This window comes from Nonlabens antarcticus (assembly GCF_015356755.1).
GTDB lineage: Bacteria > Bacteroidota > Bacteroidia > Flavobacteriales > Flavobacteriaceae > Nonlabens > Nonlabens antarcticus.
In genome coordinates this window covers 349,075-368,999 of the sequence record NZ_JADFCO010000063.1, presented here as the reverse complement: position 1 = coordinate 368,999, position 19,925 = coordinate 349,075, and the positions used below count along the sequence as shown (strand labels likewise).

Genomic DNA, 19,925 nt, shown 5'->3' with positions numbered 1-19,925 from the left:
CCCCCAGGCCCAAGTGGAGTAGACAGTACTACGTTTACGGGAACCTACACGATCCAGCAGTCTGACATAGATGCGGGAACGGTAAGGAACCAAGCGTTGGCTACGGGAACTTCCCCAGATGGTGACGATGTAACGGATACATCTGATGATCCAAACAACCCAACAGATGAAGATCCAGATGGTGATGGTGACCCAGATGATCCTACCATAACTGATTTGCCATTAAGCAGAGGATCATTCAGCATATTAAAGATTGCTGATCAAACAAGATTTGTTAATCAAGGTGATGTTTTGACTTACAGCATAACTGTTACAAATACAGGTGTCGTAACGTTGACAAATATTGTATTGACTGATGCAAACGCAGATGATGGAACTTTAATACCATCAGTAATTGCTACGTTAGCTCCTAATCAAACAGTAAATGTAACGGCTCAACATACTGTAAGCGAAGCAGATGTGCGTAATAATAGAGCGATAAATTCTATTACTGGTACAGCGCAAGATCCGAATTCAAATGACATAACAGACGTTTCAGATGATCCTAACAATCCTGCCGATATAGATCAGGATGGAAATGGCGATCCTGATGATCCAACAATAGTTTATATCGATTCTGATGATGACGGGTTGGCAAATCCATTTGACTTGGATGATGATAATGATGGTATTACAGATATCGTTGAATTGGATGGGTTTGATCCAGACATTGATAATGATAAAGATGGAGTTCCTTCTTATCTTGATGATGATGATAACGATTTCTTTGTCGATAATGCCGATGGCTTAATAGAACCTAGCACAGATCTGGATGGAGATCGTTTCCCAAATCATTTAGATTTAGATGTAGATAACGATGGGGTTTATGACGTCGTTGAAACTGGAAACAATAATCTTGATGCTGACAATGATGGTATGGTCGACGGCCCAGTAGGGGTTAATGGTATTCCAGATGCAGCAGAAGATGGTGGCGTTGATGGTGCTGGAGTTAGCAAAGATCCTCTTGAATCAGAATTAGATAGTGACAACTTACCTAATTATAAAGATCAAGATTCAGATGGCGATGGTATTCCAGACAATGTTGAATCTCAATCATCGAATGGCTATATTATTCCTTCTGGAGTAGATACGGATGGAAATGGAGTTGATGATGCGTATGACACTAATGGTACTCCGATTAATCCTGTGAATACTGAAGTTGATTTTGATTATACGAATCAAGATGCATTCCCAGATTATCTAGACCTAGATTCTGATGGTGATAACGTACCAGACACGATTGAAGGAAATGATTTCAATGCAGATGGTATTCCTGATCTTGAGTTAACAGGAACTGACAACGACAATGATGGTTTAGATGATGCATTTGACGGATCCATTGGAGACTTTGCAGACCCTAACGGATTGCTAGTAACTGATACCGCATTTGATCTTCCCAATAGAGATGGTTTGAATGATAATCCTGACTTTAGAGATGAAGATGATGATGAAGATGGATTATTAACATTTGAAACAGGAGGAGCTAATAACGATCCTAATGTAGGTGAAGATGTAAATGGAGATGGAGATCCTACAAATGACGATTCAGATGGCGACGGTATACCCAATTACCTTGACTCTCAAGATGACATCGCATTATTTGATGAAGATGATGATAACGATGGAATTCCAGATATTGTGGAAGTTGGATCTAACCCAGACATCGACATTGATGGTGATGGAGTGCCAGCATATTTAGACGATGATGATAACAATGCTGCCATTGGGAATGATGACGGTGTTGTGAATCCTAGTTTTGATACTGATGGTGACGGTATATCTAACCATCTGGATTTAGACAGTGATAACGATGGTATTTATGATGTTAACGAAACCGGAAACTCTGCTTTAGATGCGGATAATGACGGTATGGTTGATGGTCCGGTAGGTATCAACGGTATTCCAGATGCAGCGGAAGATGATGGTATTGACGGCAGCGGTGTTTCTGCTGCTCCTAGAGCTTCTGATGTTGACCAGAGACCAGACTATTTAGATCAAGATTCTGACGATGATGGAATCACAGATAACGTAGAGTCTCAACAAACTTTTGATTATATCGCTCCTTCAGGTGTCGATTCTGATAACAATGGTGTCGATGATGCCTATGATACAAATGGATCGCCTATTGAAGAATTTGATTTTGATCAGGATGGCGTTCAGGATTATGTGGATACAGATTCAGATGATGATAATGTTCGAGACAGAATAGAAGGGCATGATTTTGATCACAATGGTATAGCAGATGTTTTACCTAGCGGCGTTGATGTGGATGTTGATGGTTTGGATGATTCCTACGATGGCGATACCAGCGGTTATGGAGATCCTGATGGACTTGACTTGACTGGTGACCCTTCTCAGCTTCCAGATCTTGATGGAACAGAAGATGTTGATTTCCGTGATATTGATGACGATGGTGACACAGTTAACACGATCTATGAAGATTATGACGGCGATAACAATCCTTCAGATCAAGATACAGATGGTGATGGTATTCCAGATTATCTAGATGATAATGACGATGGTGATCCTTTCTTAACTATTGATGAAGGTCCAGATCCAGATGGAGATCAGAACCCTAACACAGGTAACACGAGAGATACTGATGGTGATGGAATCTTTGATTACTTAGAATTTGATGAAATCATCGAACCACCAGTTTGTGGGGAACCAGAAATATTTAACGGTATATCTCCTAATGGAGATACTCAGAATGATTTCTTGACAATTGGTCAAATTGAATGTTATCCAGATAACAGTCTAGAAATCTACAACCGTTGGGGTGTGCAGGTTTATGAGACTGAAAATTATGGTCAGAATGGACAAGTGTTCCGTGGAGTTTCTGAGGGTAGAATTACAATTCAGCAAAACGAAGAGTTGCCAGTGGGAACCTACTTTTACATATTCAAGTATATTGATCTTGATGGTAACGGTAAGTCAAAAGCAGGTTACATCTACATTCAGAGATAGGAAATATGAAATTCAATAATCACAAAAAGAGAATGATGAAATTTTCAATAAGCATATTCCTTCTTCTAGTGGGACTTAGTGGAATGGCTCAGCAAGATGCTCAGTATACACAATATATGTATAATACAGTTGCGATAAACCCAGCATACGCTGGGAATCGCGGCATGTTAAGTGCCGTTGCATTGCACCGCAGTCAATGGGTTGGACTTGATGGCGCACCAGAAACCCAAAGTATTAGTGTCCATAGTCCCATCGGCTTCAGCGGGTTGGGACTGGGAATCTCCGTCGTAAATGATAAAATAGGACCTTCTAGCGAGACCTATTTTAACGGTGATATTAGTTACACTATTGAAACGGGAGTGGAGAGTAAACTCAGTTTTGGACTGAAATTAGGAGGTCATGTTTTAGATGTCAACTTTAACGAGCTTAATATCTTCAACCCTTCTGATGGTGCTTTCCAAGAGAATGTAGATAATAAAATATCTCCTAATGTAGGTACGGGAATTTATTTCCACAGCGATAAATTTTACGCTGGTTTAAGTGCTCCCAACCTTTTGAGGAACGAGCATTTTGAAGAGTCGAACAATACAAATTCTAGCTCTTACATAGCTGCAGAGCGAATTCATTATTACCTAACAGCAGGTTATGTTTTTGATATCAATCCCTCTTTAAAGTTCAAGCCCAGCACCATGTTAAAAGCTGTTTCTGGAGCTCCGTTACAAGTAGATGTTACAGCAAACTTCCTTATCAGTGAGAAGTTGACGCTGGGTGCTGCCTATAGATTAGATGCAGCCGTTAGTGGTTTAATTGGATATCAGGTAAATGATCAATTTCAAGTAGGTTTTGCCTACGATAGAGAAACTACTGAGTTAGGAAATACAACATATCAAGATGGAAGTTTTGAAGTTTTCCTACGCTTTGAGCTATTTCGTTCTTATGACCGTCTATTAACACCAAGATTCTTTTAATCCCGCTAATGAAAAATTTAACTAAGAAGATTTCAGTTGTAATGATGTTGATGATTTTCGCTTTCGCGAAAGCGCAAACACCAGCACCCGTATCTAAAAGAGCTGAAAACAAATTCGAAAAATTTGCCTTTATTGATTCTCGAGAAATTCTGGAACGTATGGCAGATAAAGGATACAAAAGTGTAGAGATCTTCTCTAAACTGGGAGATACTTATTATTTCAATAATGATTATCAAAACGCCTTGAAATGGTACAATCAATTGTTTGAATTAGAAAATTCATCCATTCCTGCGGAGTACTTTTTTAGATATTCCCAAGCATTGAAGAGCAATCGTCAGTATGCAAAGGCAGACCTGGTACTGAGTAATTTTAGATCAAAGACTCAAAACCTAGATTCAAGATTGAAAAATTTTGCCAATGCTCCTGATTATTTGACGCTCGTTGATTTTCAAAAAGGAAGATTTGAAGTCGATTCTTTGGCGATAAATAGCACACTTCAGGATTTCGGAACTGCGTTTTACGGTCCTGAAAAAGTAGTTTTTGCTAGTTCAAGGGATTCTGTATCTTTTATACGCAGGCGTCACTCATGGAATGAGCAACCATTTCTGGATCTTTATCAGGCAGATCGCGACAGCTTGGGGTCATTAAGCAATGTGGAAAAATTTGATGCTACCATCAATTCTAAATTTCATGAAAGCACCCCTACATTTAGTGCAGATCTTAAAACAGTTTATTTCACAAGAAATAACTATGAGAATGGTAAAGTAAAAAAGGACGATCGTCGTATAAATAATCTGCAAATATTCAAGTCAACTAATGTTGATGGTAAATGGACGGAACCTAGAATCGTCCCTTTTTCAGAAGAAAATTATAGTACTGCTCACCCGGCGCTATCACCAGACGGTAAATACCTGTATTTTGCTAGCAATATACCGGGAACCATGGGTTCTAGTACAGGATTTAAAAATCCAGATATATGGAGAGTCTCGATTTTTGAAAATGGCGACTTTGGAAAGCTACAAAATTTAGCGATGCTTAATACTGAGGGTCGTGAAAGTTATCCCTTTATAAGTCAAAATGGTAACCTGTACTTTGCAAGCAACGGGTTACAAGGACTAGGAGGATTGGATATTTTCGTTGCTACTATTGACAAAAACGGCGCAATCAGCAATCCGGTAAACATTGGAGAACCTATCAACAGTCCGGATGACGATTTTGCATTTGTAATTGATGACAGTTTGAGTCAAGGATATTTCAGTTCAAATAGAGTAAATGGAGGCGCAGATGATAACATTTACAAATTTGTACAAACGGAATCGCTGAGAAAAGTCTGTGAGCAAATTGTAACCGGTACGGTATCTGACAAAATTACTAATGAGGTTCTTGAAAACTCCCGTATCACCCTGATTGACGAGCTTAATAACACTTTATTTACAACCCTTACTAATGCAAAAGGTAAATACGCTTTAAAGTTAGAATGTGATAAAACCTATTTTATAAGATCTGAGAAAGTAGAGTATAATACTGCAGAAGAACTGGTAAATACACCTCTGGAAACGGGTAACATTATTGTAGACTTTGCGTTAGAGCCTCAATCAATTAAAGGTAAAGTGGGAGATGATCTTGCTGGACTACTTGATTTAAACCCTATTTATTTTGATTTTGATATGTCATTCATTCGTAATGATGCAGAATTAGAACTTCAAAAAGTACTAGGTGTTTTAGAAGATAATCCTACCGCGAGCATTGACATTAGATCACACACAGATAGTAGAGGGACATCTAGTTACAATGAGAAGCTATCCAGCCGTCGAGCTGCAAGCACTATGAATTATTTGATTTCTAAAGGGATCGATAAATCTCGATTGACCTCTAAAGGTTATGGTGAAAGTCAATTAATTAATCAATGTGCTGATGGCGTTTCTTGTACCGAGGCAGAACATCAATTGAACAGACGTTCTGAATTTATTATTATTTCAATGTAGCGTGATCTCGCTTTCGCGAAAGCGAATTAACTACAACATCAATACTTTTTCAAAGAGCCGCTTATTTATAAGCGGCTCTTTTAGATTCTATAGGCGTATGTCGTAAATTTATCGCATTATAAACCTTCTTCTATGAAATACTTAATTAGAAACTGCAACCTACTATTATTTGCTTTTGCATCTATATTTTCTATGGCGCAACAGAGCTCTGACGAGTTTAAAATTGACGTAGAACGCTATCAATTGAAAAATGGTCTCACTATATTATTACATGAAGACCATTCAGATCCTATTGTTGCAGTTGCGCTAACAGCGCATGTAGGATCTGCAAGAGAGAAGGAAGGTCGTACTGGTTTTGCACATTTATTCGAACATCTACTGTTTCTAGAATCTGAAAACCTGGGCAAGGGTGGTCTTGATGCGATGAGTGCCCGTATAGGTGGTTCAGGAGCTAATGGATCCACAAACCGAGATCGTACCAACTATTTTCAGACAGTTCCTAGTGATGCACTAGAAAAAATGATCTGGGCTGAAGCAGACAAATTGGGCTATTTTATAAATACAGTTACAGAGCCTGTTTTGGCCAAAGAAAAACAAGTTGTAAAAAATGAGAAACGTCAAGGAGTCGATAATCGTCCGTATGGTCATGAGGGCTATGTCGTAGGGAAGAATCTATACCCAGAAAATCATCCTTATAACTGGCAAGTAATAGGTTCACTAGAAGATTTACAAAATGCCACCGTTGAAGATGTGAAGGAATTTTATAAAAAATGGTACACGCCTAACAATACAGTGCTTACCATTGCTGGAGATTTTGACAAGACACAAGCTAAGGAATGGATCAAAAAATACTTTTCTGAAATTCCATCTGGCGCACCGGTGGATGTTATTGCAAAGCAACCTGTTCAACTCACTCAATCTAAGAAACTCTATTATGAGGACAATTTTGCAGCCTTGCCACAACTTACCATGACATGGCCCGGTACTCCTGTTTATAGCAAGGATTCATATGCATTGGGAATATTGTCATCCTACCTTTCTTCTGGTAAAGCAGCACCTCTGAATAAAGTTTTGGTGGATAGTTTAAAGCTTAGCAATCGAGTATCCATGAGTGACCAGAATTCTGAGCTTGCTGGCGAGATTGAATTAAGTGTGCGCGCCTATGATGGCATCCAGTTGAACAAAGTTCAGGACGCTATTTATATAGGGCTCGCAAACTTTGAGAAAGAAGGAATTTCTGCAGCAGATCTTGATCGTATAAAAGCCCAACAAGAAACTAGCTTTTACAGGAGCCTTTCCAGTGTTTTAGGTAAAGGTTTTCAGCTGGCGCAATATGAAATATTTGCTGGTGATGCCAGCTACATCAACAAGGATCTTAAGATGATACAGCAAGTAACGGCTGGGGATGTTATGGCTGTTTACAACAAGTATATCAAAAACAAGAATTACATAGCCACCAGTTTCGTTCCAAAAGGAGCCGCAAATCTAGCCTTAGCAGATTCAAAACCAGCGGAAGTTGTTGAAGAGAAGATTGAAAACAATCCAGGATCAGAAGTTGATCCCAACGTTGTTGCTAATTACGAACGTACTTATTCCAGTTTTGACCGCACTGTAGAACCAGAATATGGCTCTAAATTAGAATTAGTGATTCCCGAAATTTGGAAAAATGAGACGAATTCTGGAATCAAAATCTTCGGAATTTCTAATGATGAAGTACCACTCGTTACTATAAATATGGATATTAAAGGAGGTATGTTGCTGGAAAACCCTGCCACCATAGGTGTTTCTAATTTGCTGTCTAAAATGATGCTCAAAGGAACAAAAACAAAGACTACAGAGCAGCTGGAACAAGCCTTAGATGATCTGGGTGCCTCTATTTATATTTCATCTGGCGATCAGGATATCAGCTTAAATGCAACGGTACTAAAACGTAACTACGATGAATTAATGAAGCTAATTACTGAAATCATTACAGAACCACGATGGGATATTACAGAATTTGACCTGCTTAAACAAAGTACATCCAGCCAGTTGACGCAACAGAAATCAGATCCCAATAGCATTGCTTCAAACGAATTCTCAAAGCTGATTTATGGTAAAAATCATATTCTCGCCCAAAACAATATAGGTACTCAGGAATCTATCGAAAAAATCGGGATAGAAGATTTGAAGAGTTATTACAACAACTATATCTCTCCTAATGTAACCAGCTATCGTGTAGTAGGTGCTGTTTCAAAAAGCGAAGTTACAAAAGCGCTCCAACCGCTTATTATAAAATGGAAATCTAAAGAGGTATCCATCCCTGAAATTGCTGAGATATCAGAAGTGAAGGAATCAAAGGTGTATTTCTATGATGTACCGGGAGCAAAGCAATCGGTCTTAAGTTTTGGGTATCCTGCTTTATCCTATACAGATGCAGATTTTTACCCAGCTCAGGTTATGAACTATCGTTTGGGTGGTGGTAGTTTTGCTTCTCAATTAACGCAACAGTTGCGGGAAGGAAAAGGATACACATATGGAATTAGGTCTGGCTTTTCTGGATCAAAGTTCAAAGGCCCATTCTCTATTACCAGTGGAGTACGTTCTAATGTAACTTTTGAATCCTCGAAGTTGATTAAAGAAATCCTTGAAAACTACGGTAATGATTTCAATAGCAAAGACTTGGAAGTATCAAAAAGTTTCTTGATTAAATCTAAGGCCTTAAGTTTTGAAACTGCTCAAGCTAAATTAGGAATGCTTACTATAATAGATAAATACAACCAGCCAGAAGATTATGCGAGACGTCAATTAAAAACAGTGGAAGAAATGACAGTTGCAAGAATTAAGGAGCTCGCACAACAATACTTGACTCCAGATAAAATGATTTACTTGATTGTAGGTGATGCTGCCACACAATTAGAAAAAATGAAAGAGCTGGGGTATGGTGAGCCTATTAAGCTTAATTAAAATTGGATTTTAAGCTGGCAAACAGGAACAAGCTTTGAGCCGTGTTTTTTAAATAGCATTTTGAACTGCAATTTCTGAGGGAGCTGTACACCCTGATTTAAATTAGAGATCTTGAAATCTAAAAAAAGCACCAGAAATATTAAGACTAGACTTCAATAAAAAAGCTCTGAAACCTTTGGTTTCAGAGCTTTTTTATTTTTTAAAATCTAGGAGCTATCTAAAAATTGTAGACAACCTCAAGTTTGTAGTCTTTCAATGCTTTTTCTGCCTTATCCAGATCTTCCGTGAAACCTAGAATGTATCCGCCGCCACCTGAGCCGCAAAGCTTCAAGTAGTAGTCTCCTGAATCCAGTCCGCTTTTCCAAAGCTCATGGAATTGAGCAGGAATCATAGGTTTGAAGTTATCCAGAACAGTACCTGACAATTTTTTTACATTACCAAAAAGTCCCTTTACGTTACCGCTTAGGAAATCTTCCACGCAGAGATCAGTATATTTTACAAACTGTTCTTTCAACATTTTACGGAATCCTTCTTTCTTCATGTTTTCCATAAAGATATTTACCATGGGTGCAGTTTCCCCCACGATTCCAGAATCTAATAAAAATACAGCACCGCTGCCTGTGGCCAGTTGTGACGGGATTCCAGCAGGTTCAATGTCCCTATTGCTATTAATGAGTATAGGTAGGCTTAAATAACTATTCAATGGGTCAAGTCCAGAACTTTTACCGTGAAAGAAGCTTTCCATTTTACCGAAAATATCTTTAAGCACCAAAAGTTTTTCCCGGGTTAGATTTTCAAGAACGGTTATTTTATCCGTCGCATATTTATCATAAATGGAAGCTACAAGAGCACCACTACTTCCCACGCCATATCCTTGTGGTATACTGGAGTCAAAGTACATTCCTGCATCGATGTCAGCTCTCATGGAACTAACGTCAAATAACGGAAAATCAATATCATTGAGCGCTAATTGCTCAATGTAAGTGGCAAAACGAGCAAGACTGCGATTAGAATCCTGTGCTTTTTCGTCCGGATCTTTAGTAATTTTTAGCGCGCCTTTATAAAAATTATAAGGTATAGAAAGTCCCTTAGAGTCCTTGATAATACCATATTCTCCGAAAAGAAGAATCTTTGAATAAAATAATGGTCCTTTCATACTTGTTTTCTAGACTGTTGTGGCGCCACTGCCTAATTGATCGCAAATATACTGTTCATTTTGGCAATATCTCGCTAATTTACTTTTAATCAAATCGTCTACAGACTCCTTATGGTCAGCGGGATAGAGCATGTGTACGTTAGCGCCGGCGTCTAGCGTGAAGCAGACAGGCACGCTAGTTTCCTTACGATACTTCCAGATTTCATCGATTATCGACAAGGTATTGGGTTTCATCAGTATAAAATAGGGGTGAGATGTCATCATCATCGCGTGTAATGTTAACGCCTCACTTTCGGTAATTTTAATAAATCCTTCCACATCGCCTTCTTTCAAACAGTTCTTAATTTTTGTCAAGTTGCTGTGGGCTTGATGAAATCTCGCTTTCGCGAAAGCGTGCTCGTTCATAAGCTCATGGCCTACTGTTGAACTTACAGTTTTCTCGCCCTTATCCACTAACAAGATGGTGTCTTGATAATCTTGAAATACAGGATGCAAATCACCGCTAACATCAATGCCATAGAGATCTGAGCTACCGGGAGTGTCGTCATGATTTCCCCATACAACAAGTTTGCCTTCTAGACTGCGACAAGCACTGCCAGACCCTAACCTCGCCAGAAAACTAGCTTTTTTCATAGCCATTTTCTGTCCGGTAAGCTGGCCTTCCATATCCATGAGGCAGGAGGAAAGTGCAGCCATACTGCTGGCACTACTTGCAATACCGCTACTATGCGGGAATGTGTTTGTAGTTTCTATAGTAAAATGGTAATTATTGATCCACGGTGAATATTCCTTGATTCTGTTGAAATAGGATTTAATCTTAGGAGCAAAACTGGATTTAGCAACACCATCTAACAATATTTCAAAATCTAAAGCAGCAGCTTTTTTAGCGGTAACTTTTGTAATGGTTTTACAATTGTTTAGGGTAAAGCTAATGGATGGGTTTGCGGGCAATTGAACACCATGTTTTCCCCAGTATTTGACCAGCGCGATATTAGATGGCGCTTGCCAGGTGGCGGTTATGTGCTCTAAGTTTTTATGGGAAGTACGTAGTACAAATTCGGTTTCCAATGGATCCTTTTATTTCTAACAAAGATAAGATTTAGGGCAGATAGTTCCTTTATGGATTCTCTTTTTCAAAAACTATTCTCAAAAAACTAGAATTACATTCCCGTACGGATTGCTTCTACTGGATCAAGTTTTGCTGCTACAAAAGCAGGTATAATCCCAGCAATCAATCCTATAACTGCAGATATACTAGTACCTAGAATGACATTTTTCATAGAAAGGATGAATTCAAAATCATCTACTGCGAGATTTGCAATCACAGTTCCCAACCAGACAAAGAACAATCCAAATAATCCACCAAATAAAGCAAGAATAACCGCCTCAAAAAGAAATTGTGAAAGAATGAATCGGCGTTTTGCCCCTAGCGATTTCTGGATTCCTATTAAGTTGGTTCGTTCCTTGACACTCACAAACATGATGTTTGCAATTCCAAAACCGCCTACCAGCATCGAGAAACCGGAGATCACTATTCCTATTAAAGTCATTACCCCAGTAACTTCATCAAGAAAGTCTGCAAATCCTTTTAAAGGGTTGATAAAGAAAGTGCTCAAATCATCTCCTTTTAATCCCCTGGAGTTTCTTAGCTTTTGTTCCACCATCGCTATGAATTCATCGGTGTCTGTGCCTGATTTAGGCTTCATAATCATAGCGGTAGTTGTATTAGGATTAGTATCGCTATAAATACGTCGTATAAAGTTCACGGGAATATAAGCAGATTCATCCTTACTAGGCCCGAAGGCGCCTGCACCTTCTTTTTGAAGAACACCTATAACAGTGAATTTATTACCATAAATACGTACGCGCTTTCCGATGGGGTCAACACTGTCAAAAAGACTTTGTGCAATCTCATAACCTAATACCACAACGGGTGAACCGCTCACATCTTCTGAATCACTAAAAAACCTTCCGTCAGCAAGTTTTAAATTTTCAAGATCATAAAAATCAGCGGTGTGTGGTTGTATCCCCACTCCGGTGACGGTTTTATCCTCGAATTTTATGTTCTCTGGTGATGTGAAAAAGGTGTAGGTTATAGCATCAAGTTCTGGTAAGCTGCGCTTAAGCATCAGGTATTCCTCATAACTAACATTAGGGAAATCTTGATATTGATAGGGTTCTAATTCTGTGGGGCCGAAAGAGATCTTCAACACATAAATCGTAGAAATATCTAATGAGCTTAGTCCATCTTTAATTTCGTTTTCTAAAGAATCGATAGCAGCAAGAACACCTATAATCGCAAATATCCCAATAGTCACTCCTAGAAGAGAAAGAAAAGTTCGTAAGAGATTGGTACGTAGTGCATTGAGTGCAAAGAAGAAGCTCTCCTTAAGTACTCTTAGATAAATCAGCATACGTAGGCGTTTTTATAGGTTTTGAACATATTTCCAATGGTTAGACAAAGCTAATTTGAGAATGTTACAATTAGAAACCAATTAATTGCCGTCGATTTCTTGTTAGTACATATAGTTATAGACAAAGAAATGGAAATCAATTGAAATACCGCTCTTGTTAAACGATGGTTCAAAACCGGTCAAAGCTTCTTGTTGGAAAAAACACGATTGCTATGGCATTAGATTATTTTTGCACTTTCTTAATTTAATCTTGCACTTAAATAATGAGTCACATCAAAGCAAAAAGCGCCTTAATCTCAGTTTTCCACAAAGAAGGATTAGAACCTGTCGTAAAAAAAATGAATGAATTAGGTATTACCATTTATTCTACCGGTGGTACTGAAAAATTCATCACAGATCTAGGTATTCCCGTGGTTCCTGTGGAAGATGTCACTTCATACCCATCGATTTTAGGCGGTCGTGTAAAAACCTTGCATCCCAAAATTTTTGGTGGGATTCTCAATAGACGTGATCATGAAACTGATGCGGCTCAGATCAAGGAATATGATATCCCACAGATAGATATTGTGATTGTAGATTTGTACCCCTTTGAAGATACTGTCGCCAGCGGTGCAGACGAGCAAGATATTATTGAAAAGATAGATATAGGCGGTATTTCTTTGATTAGAGCAGCGGCCAAAAATTTTAAAGACACACTTTGTATTGCTACCATGCAGGATTACACAGAGTTGCTAGAGGTCCTAGAAGCAGGTAATGGAGAAACAACTATGGAGCAACGCAAGAAGTTTGCAACTACAGCGTTTGATGTTTCCTCACATTATGATGCCGCGATTTACAACTACTTCTCTGGCGATGAAGCATTCAAATCTTTGAAGGTAAGTGACCAGCATGTGATGCCGTTGCGATATGGAGAAAACCCTCACCAGCGTGGGTGGTTTTATGGGAATTTTGATGAGATGTTCATCAAGCACCACGGTAAGGAGTTGTCTTACAATAACTTATTAGACGTTGATGCGGCGGTAAACTTGATGAGTGAGTTTATAGACGATATGCCCACGTTTGCAATTTTTAAACATAATAATGCTTGTGGTGTCGCACAACGTGAGACAATTTACCAGGCTTACGTTGATGCGTTGGCAGGTGATCCAGTTTCCGCATTTGGTGGAATTTTAATTTCAAATGTGGAGATTGATGTTCCTACCGCAGAGAAAATAAATGATTTGTTTTGTGAGGTAGTAATTGCACCTTCCTTTTCAGATGCTGCACTGGAAATATTGAAAAGTAAGAAAAACCGAATTATGCTGGAGCTTGTAAAAGGTGCGCTTTCGCGAAAGCGGAATACCAACAAACCCGAAGTTAGAGCATCATTAAATGGTTATTTAGTTCAGGATGCCAACTTGAAAACCGATTCAAAAGAGAATTTTCAGGATGCCACAGATAAAAAACCTACTGCTGAAGAGGTAGAAGATTTATTATTTGCTTCAAAAATCTGTAAACATACCAAGTCAAATACTATTGTACTTGCGAAAGGGAAACAACTATGTGCTAGTGGTACTGGGCAAACCTCGAGAGTAGATGCCTTAAATCAGGCCATACATAAGGCTCAATCCTTTAATTTTGACCTGTCGGGTGCTGTAATGGCTAGTGATGCTTTTTTTCCGTTTCCAGATTGCGTAGAAATTGCTGATAACGCGGGAATTAAGACCGTTATACAACCTGGCGGTTCGATAAAAGATCAACTTTCTATAGATTATTGCAATAAAAACGACATTGCGATGGTTTTTACAGGGACAAGGCACTTTAAACACTAGAATTGTTATAGTTTTGCAACGCCCTAATAACTAACGTTTTTCCACTCCATTCCTATGGGATTTTTTGATTTTCTCACTGAAGATATTGCCATCGATCTAGGTACGGCAAATACATTAATTGTTCACAACGGTAAGGTTGTAGTGGACAGTCCATCCATTGTTGCGAGAGATCGTACTACCGGTAAAATTATTGCCGTAGGTAAGGAAGCTGCAATGATGCAAGGTAAAACCCATGAAAATATCAAGACGATCAGGCCATTGAAGGATGGTGTGATTGCAGATTTTGATGCGAGTGAAAAAATGATTTCCATGTTCATCAGGGAAATACCTGCACTCAAGAAAAAATTGTTCACACCATCATTACGCATGGTAATCTGTATTCCTTCAGGAATTACTGAAGTTGAAATGCGTGCAGTAAGGGACAGTGCAGAACGAGTTAACGGTAAAGAAGTGTACTTAATTCATGAGCCTATGGCAGCAGCCATCGGTATCGGGATTGATATCATGCAGCCTAAGGGAAACATGATTGTCGATATAGGTGGTGGAACTACTGAAATTGCTGTAATTGCATTAGGTGGAATCGTTTGTGATAAATCAGTTAAAATTGCTGGTGACGTATTCACAAATGATATTGTCTATTACATGCGTACTCAGCATAATCTTTATGTAGGGGAGCGCACCGCAGAAAAAATTAAGATTCAAATAGGCGCGGCAACCGAAGATCTAGAGGTGCCACCAGAAGAAATGAATGTTCAAGGGCGCGATCTTTTGACTGGTAAACCTAAAGAAGTTAAGATAGGCTATCGCGAGATTGCTAAAGCTCTTGACAAATCCATCCTGCGCGTTGAAGATGCTGTAATGGAAACGCTGTCCCAAACGCCACCAGAGTTAGCAGCGGATATTTACAACACTGGAATTTATCTTGCCGGTGGTGGTTCTATGTTACGTGGACTAGACAAACGACTGTCCCAGAAAACAGATCTTCCTGTTTACATTGCCGAAGATCCTTTGCGAGCGGTAGTTAGAGGTACTGGACTTACCTTAAAAAACCTAGACAAGTACAAAAGTGTATTAGCCCACAAGTAAAAGAAAATGCAGCATATCATCAATTTTCTGATCAAGTACAGAAATTTGCTGTTGTATCTTTTCTTGTTCTCAATCGCGGTCGTTTTTACCATCCAATCGCATGAGTATCATCGCACCACGTTTATACATTCTACAGGAAACGTAACTGGTGAGATTTTAGAATCTAGAAAGAATATCTATGAATATTTTGACCTGGATCAGCAAAATAAATACTTAAGCGAGGAAAATGCCAAACTACGTATGCGATTGCTTGCTTTAGGTGATACCTTATTAGGTAGTGAATCCATTTTAATTTTTTCAGATAGCTTGCCTTATAGTGTGGTTCCTGCTCGTGTGATAAAAAATGATTACGACAAACTAGATAACTTTATTACGTTAGATATAGGCAGCAATCAGAATGTAGAGCCTGATATGGGTGTGATTACTAGTAATGGTATAGTAGGTATTATTGATGTGATTTCTAAGGATTATGCTCGTGTGATATCTGTTTTGAATTCTCAAATATCACTAAATGCACAGATAAAAGGAACGTCCACCATAGGTTCATTGACATGGGATGGTGCCGATCCATATAAAATGAGTTTAATAGACGTTCCTAGACTGGCTCAGGTAAAAAAAGGAGACACGATTATCACTGGGCAACAGTCTACGACATTTCCGCCAGATATTGAGATAGGTGTGGTTGAACGAGCCATTTTAGTAGATAATGGTTCTCGATATGAAATCGAGGTTCGATTGATTAATGACATGACAGATCTGGGTTATGTTTATGTAGTTAAGAACCGCGATACGGAGGCTATTAAGATCATAGATACATTACAAACTAATGAATAACGATATTTTCAAAATAGCGTTCCGCTTTGTGGGTTTGTTGGTGATTCAAGTTTTTGTGATGGATCAGATCAACTTTTTGGGATTTATCAACCCCATGATTTATATTTTATTCATATTTCTATATCCATTTAATAATAACCGACTGTTATTTTTGATTCTGGCATTTTTATTGGGACTTGTAATGGATACCTTTCAAGATACTGGAGGTGCTCATGCAGCCGCCTGTGTGACCTTGACAATCGTTAGGCCATATCTTTTAAAATTGGTTTATGGTGAAAGTTACGTGATGAAGAATATCAAGGTTTTGACCACTGGAATCGACAGGATTCTGTTGTTTCTTTGCTTGTGCGTCATTATCCATCACTTAGTATTCTACAGCATGATCATTTTTAACATGTCTCAGATACTTGAGCTTTTACAATTGACGTTGTCTGTAGGACTAGCGACTATAACCGTGAGTTTAACAATACTTCTTTTAATAAAACCTAGAAGATCATAAAATGAAAAAAATACTGCTTCTCTTTTTTGTAACCCTATCGGGTCTCGTGTTTATGGGAAGATTAGTGTATTTGCAGATTTTTAATGATGAGCTAAAATTAAAATCGGAGTTAAATGCGGTGAAAACCGTTTTTGATTATCCTGAACGTGGTTTTATTTATGACCGCAACGGTGAATTGATGGTTGCAAATCAGACAGCTTATGATGTGATGGTGGTACCTAGAGAGCTTCAAGTCTTTGACACTTTAGAGCTTTGTGGGTTACTGCAAATGGAAAAGAAAGATTTGATCAAGCAAATTGATAAAGCTAAAAACTGGTCCTGGCGTAAACCTAGTGTGGTAATGCCACAATTAACGCAACTAGAATATGCCCCACTACAGGAGAAGCTCAGAAAGTTTCCTGGGTTTTACACGCAGCGTAGATCCTTGAGAAAATATCTAGTCGATCACAGTGCGGGTGTACTAGGATATATAAGAGAGGTCAATCAGGGAGTTATCGATGTAGATGATTCTTATGAAATGGGAGACCTTATAGGTAAAAGTGGTATTGAAGCGCAATATGAAAAAGAGTTGCGTGGTAAAAAAGGAGTAAAGCGTTTTTTACGGGACAATTATGGTAGACCGATAGCTTCCTATGAGAATGGGAAATTTGATACTATTCCTGAAGCTGGAGCTAACCTTACCATCACTTTGGACAGCAAGTTGCAAAAATACGGTCAACAACTCATGCAGAATAAACATGGCGGTATTGTTGCCATACAGCCGGCCACTGGAGAAATTCTTAGTCTAATATCTGCACCGTTTTATGATCCTAGTATAACTATGGGTCGCGAGCGATCTAAGAATATCAACGCACTTATTAGAGATACCATAACCAGGCCTACCTACAATCGTGCTTTGCAAGCAGAATATGCTCCTGGTTCTCCTTTTAAAGTGTTGAATGCATTGATAGGATTACAAGAAGGAGCTGTTACAACTGAGGACCGTTTTTATTGTAATCATGGTTATAATTATGGAGGTAGAAAAAAACTAGGATGTCACAGTCACAGTAGTCCGCTTTCTATGGAACGCGGTATAGCAGAATCCTGCAACGCATACTTTGCACAGGTTTATAGAAAAATTATTGAAGGCAAACGCAATAGTCATGTGGGAATGGACGTGTGGAGTGATCATGTGAAATCCTTTGGTTTGGGAGGTTTTTTAGGAATTGATTTACCAGTGGGTCGTCCGGGACGAGTTCCAGATAGTGATTATTATGATAAAGTATATCCCAGTGGAAACTGGTATGCTACCACCACCATTTCAAATAGTATAGGACAAGGTGAGATTGTTTCCACTCCTATCCAGCTGGCAAACATGACTGCTGCTATAGCAAATAGGGGCTATTTTTACACGCCCCACATTCTTAAGGAGAAAGATGGCGTTGGGATAAAGGACGAAAAACTGACAACCAAAAGATACACCACTATTGACGCAAGGCATTTTGAACCTATTGTAGAGGGAATGAATCAAGTTTATAAAACGGGTACAGCAGCAAGCGTTCAGATTCCAGGAATTGAGGTTTGTGGAAAAACAGGAACAGCAGAAAACTTCGCAAAAATCAACGGTGTTACAACACAGCTAACAGATCATAGCGTGTTCATTGCTTTTGCACCTAAGGACAACCCTCAAATTGCCATTGCGGTATTTATTGAAAACGGATATTGGGGCTCTAGATATGCAGCAAAAATCGCATCCCTGATGATTGAAAAACATCTTAAAGGTAAGATTACAAGAACTGATTTAGAAGATTGGGTCCTCAATCATACACTGGAAGAGGAATATATAAAGCCATTCAGTGGTAAACCTTTCCCCATCAACGGCCCACCAGTTCCTGTTGATGGTCCTAAAGTAACCATAGATCACTCATTCATAGAAAATACGTATTAGTGCTCCACAATGCGATAGGCGATAAGCCTAAATTTGATGTAAGTATAATCCTCATCTACTTGGCATTAGCTCTGATAGGTTGGGTGGCTATTTACAGTGCCGCACCTGTAGAGATGCATGGATCTATATTTGATCTTGATGAAGTTTATGGCAAACAATTCCTATGGATTATCCTATCTATTGCTTTAATTATTTTAATTTTTGCTATAGAGATTAAGTTTTTCGAGCGCTTTTCTGGAGTTATTTATGTAGTTTCTTTAGTATCTCTAGTGGGCTTATACTTTTTTGGTAAGCAGATTTCTGGTGCTACGTCCTGGTATGCTATAGGATCTATGAGTTTGCAGCCCAGTGAATTTGCAAAGTTTGCCACAGCCCTCGCACTAGCAAAATATCTCAGTCAGCTGGATGTTTCTGTAAAAGATGTGAAGCATTTTTTAATAGTAGGAGGTATCGTTCTATTGCCAGCCCTATTAATTTTACCACAACCAGATCCTGGCAGCGCAATTGTTTATCTGGCGTTCTTTTTTCCATTATATCGGGAAGGTCTATCCGTCTGGTTTTTACTATTGGCATTTATTGGATTGGGAATTTTCATAGGTGCATTGTTATTGGGTGCATGGTGGATCTCACTCATAAGTTTAGTTTTGATTGGGATTATATTTTTGCTTTCGCGAAAGCGGTATAAAAAGAGACGTGGCACAAAGCCACAAGTTTCCTGGTTTATTACGGCTCTAATTGCATGCGTCGCCCTGGCGTTTGCCACCAATTTTATTTTTGACAACATCTTTGAAGAACGTCACAGAAACCGAATCAATATTGTACTAGGTCGATTAGCAGATAGTCAGGGTGTAGAGTACAATATTATCCAAAGCGAGATTGCCATAGGTAGCGGCGGTCTTGTAGGTAAAGGCCTTCTTAAAGGAACCCAAACACAAGGTGGTTTTGTGCCAGAACAGCATACCGATTTTATCTTTTCAGCAATAGGAGAAGAGTTCGGGTTGATGGGTGCAGGAACAGTCGTTATCCTATTCATGCTATTAATTTATAGACTTGTCATCATGGCAGAGCGTCAACGCAATCAATTTGCTCGCATCTATGGATATGCAGTTGCAGGGATCATTTTTATACATTTCTTTATAAATGTAGGAATGGTGATGGGCTTGTTGCCTACTGTAGGAATCCCATTGCCTTTCATGAGTTATGGAGGTAGTGGTTTATGGGGCTTTACAATACTGCTATTTATCTTTGTAAAGTTGGACGCTCATAGGATGAGTTATCAGCATTAGCCATAAT

Annotated in this window: 13 protein-coding genes; 10 read left to right on the top strand and 3 right to left on the bottom strand. The window is 38.9% G+C overall.

Annotated elements, in window-relative coordinates; translation table 11 throughout:
* From IQ282_RS06040 to IQ282_RS06025, 4 genes are all read left to right on the top strand, one after another.
* A partial coding sequence (locus tag IQ282_RS06040; RefSeq protein WP_194850937.1) for a DUF7507 domain-containing protein occupies positions 1 to 3,006 on the top strand: 3,006 nt, incomplete at its 5' end.
* A gap of 32 nt (positions 3,007 to 3,038) precedes the next feature.
* Entirely contained in the window at positions 3,039 to 3,974 is a 936-nt protein-coding gene (locus IQ282_RS06035) for a PorP/SprF family type IX secretion system membrane protein (RefSeq protein ID WP_194850936.1), read from the top strand.
* Positions 3,975 to 3,982: 8 nt separating this feature from the next.
* Positions 3,983 to 5,959 carry an OmpA family protein gene (locus IQ282_RS06030; protein ID WP_194850935.1) on the top strand — a complete coding sequence of 659 codons (1,977 nt, stop codon included), beginning with the start codon at positions 3,983 to 3,985 and terminating at the stop codon, positions 5,957 to 5,959.
* A 132-nt stretch (positions 5,960 to 6,091) separates the two neighbouring features.
* On the top strand, positions 6,092 to 8,905 hold the full coding sequence (locus tag IQ282_RS06025; RefSeq protein ID WP_194850934.1) for a M16 family metallopeptidase: 2,814 nt from the start codon (positions 6,092 to 6,094) through the stop codon (positions 8,903 to 8,905).
* A gap of 217 nt (positions 8,906 to 9,122) precedes the next feature.
* Here IQ282_RS06025 and IQ282_RS06020 read toward each other — a convergent pair whose 3' ends face one another.
* From IQ282_RS06020 to IQ282_RS06010, 3 genes are all read right to left on the bottom strand, one after another.
* Entirely contained in the window at positions 9,123 to 10,061 is a 939-nt protein-coding gene (locus tag IQ282_RS06020; protein ID WP_194850933.1) for a mevalonate kinase family protein, read from the bottom strand.
* A 9-nt stretch (positions 10,062 to 10,070) separates the two neighbouring features.
* Positions 10,071 to 11,129 carry a diphosphomevalonate/mevalonate 3,5-bisphosphate decarboxylase family protein gene (locus tag IQ282_RS06015; protein ID WP_194850932.1) on the bottom strand — a complete coding sequence of 353 codons (1,059 nt, stop codon included), beginning with the start codon at positions 11,127 to 11,129 and terminating at the stop codon, positions 10,071 to 10,073.
* A 92-nt stretch (positions 11,130 to 11,221) separates the two neighbouring features.
* Positions 11,222 to 12,475, bottom strand: a complete 1,254-nt coding sequence (locus tag IQ282_RS06010) for an ABC transporter permease (RefSeq protein WP_194850931.1) — start codon at positions 12,473 to 12,475, stop codon at positions 11,222 to 11,224.
* A 263-nt stretch (positions 12,476 to 12,738) separates the two neighbouring features.
* On the opposite strand from IQ282_RS06010, the gene purH reads away from it, so the two are divergent.
* The 6 genes from purH to rodA are packed head-to-tail and all read left to right on the top strand — an operon-like array spanning position 12,739 to position 19,918.
* The gene (purH, locus tag IQ282_RS06005; RefSeq protein ID WP_194850930.1) at positions 12,739 to 14,286 is read left to right on the top strand and encodes a bifunctional phosphoribosylaminoimidazolecarboxamide formyltransferase/IMP cyclohydrolase; all 1,548 of its coding nucleotides are present in this window, start codon (positions 12,739 to 12,741) and stop codon (positions 14,284 to 14,286) included.
* Positions 14,287 to 14,340: 54 nt separating this feature from the next.
* A complete protein-coding gene (locus tag IQ282_RS06000; protein WP_194850929.1) occupies positions 14,341 to 15,372 on the top strand; it encodes a rod shape-determining protein in 1,032 nt (343 codons plus the stop codon).
* A gap of 6 nt (positions 15,373 to 15,378) precedes the next feature.
* Positions 15,379 to 16,206, top strand: coding sequence for a rod shape-determining protein MreC (gene mreC / locus IQ282_RS05995; protein ID WP_194850928.1), 828 nt, complete (start codon positions 15,379 to 15,381; stop codon positions 16,204 to 16,206).
* Positions 16,199 to 16,705: a hypothetical protein gene (locus IQ282_RS05990; RefSeq protein ID WP_228547238.1), complete on the top strand. Its 507-nt coding sequence runs from the start codon at positions 16,199 to 16,201 to the stop codon at positions 16,703 to 16,705. The genes mreC and IQ282_RS05990 overlap by 8 nt, the downstream gene beginning before the upstream one ends.
* Before the next feature lies 1 nt (position 16,706).
* Entirely contained in the window at positions 16,707 to 18,632 is a 1,926-nt protein-coding gene (gene mrdA, locus IQ282_RS05985; RefSeq protein ID WP_194850927.1) for a penicillin-binding protein 2, read from the top strand.
* Complete coding sequence (gene rodA, locus IQ282_RS05980; protein ID WP_317174183.1) at positions 18,632 to 19,918, top strand: rod shape-determining protein RodA; 1,287 nt, start codon at positions 18,632 to 18,634, stop codon at positions 19,916 to 19,918. Before mrdA ends, rodA begins: the two co-directional genes overlap by 1 nt.
* Positions 19,919 to 19,925: the final 7 nt, after the last annotated feature.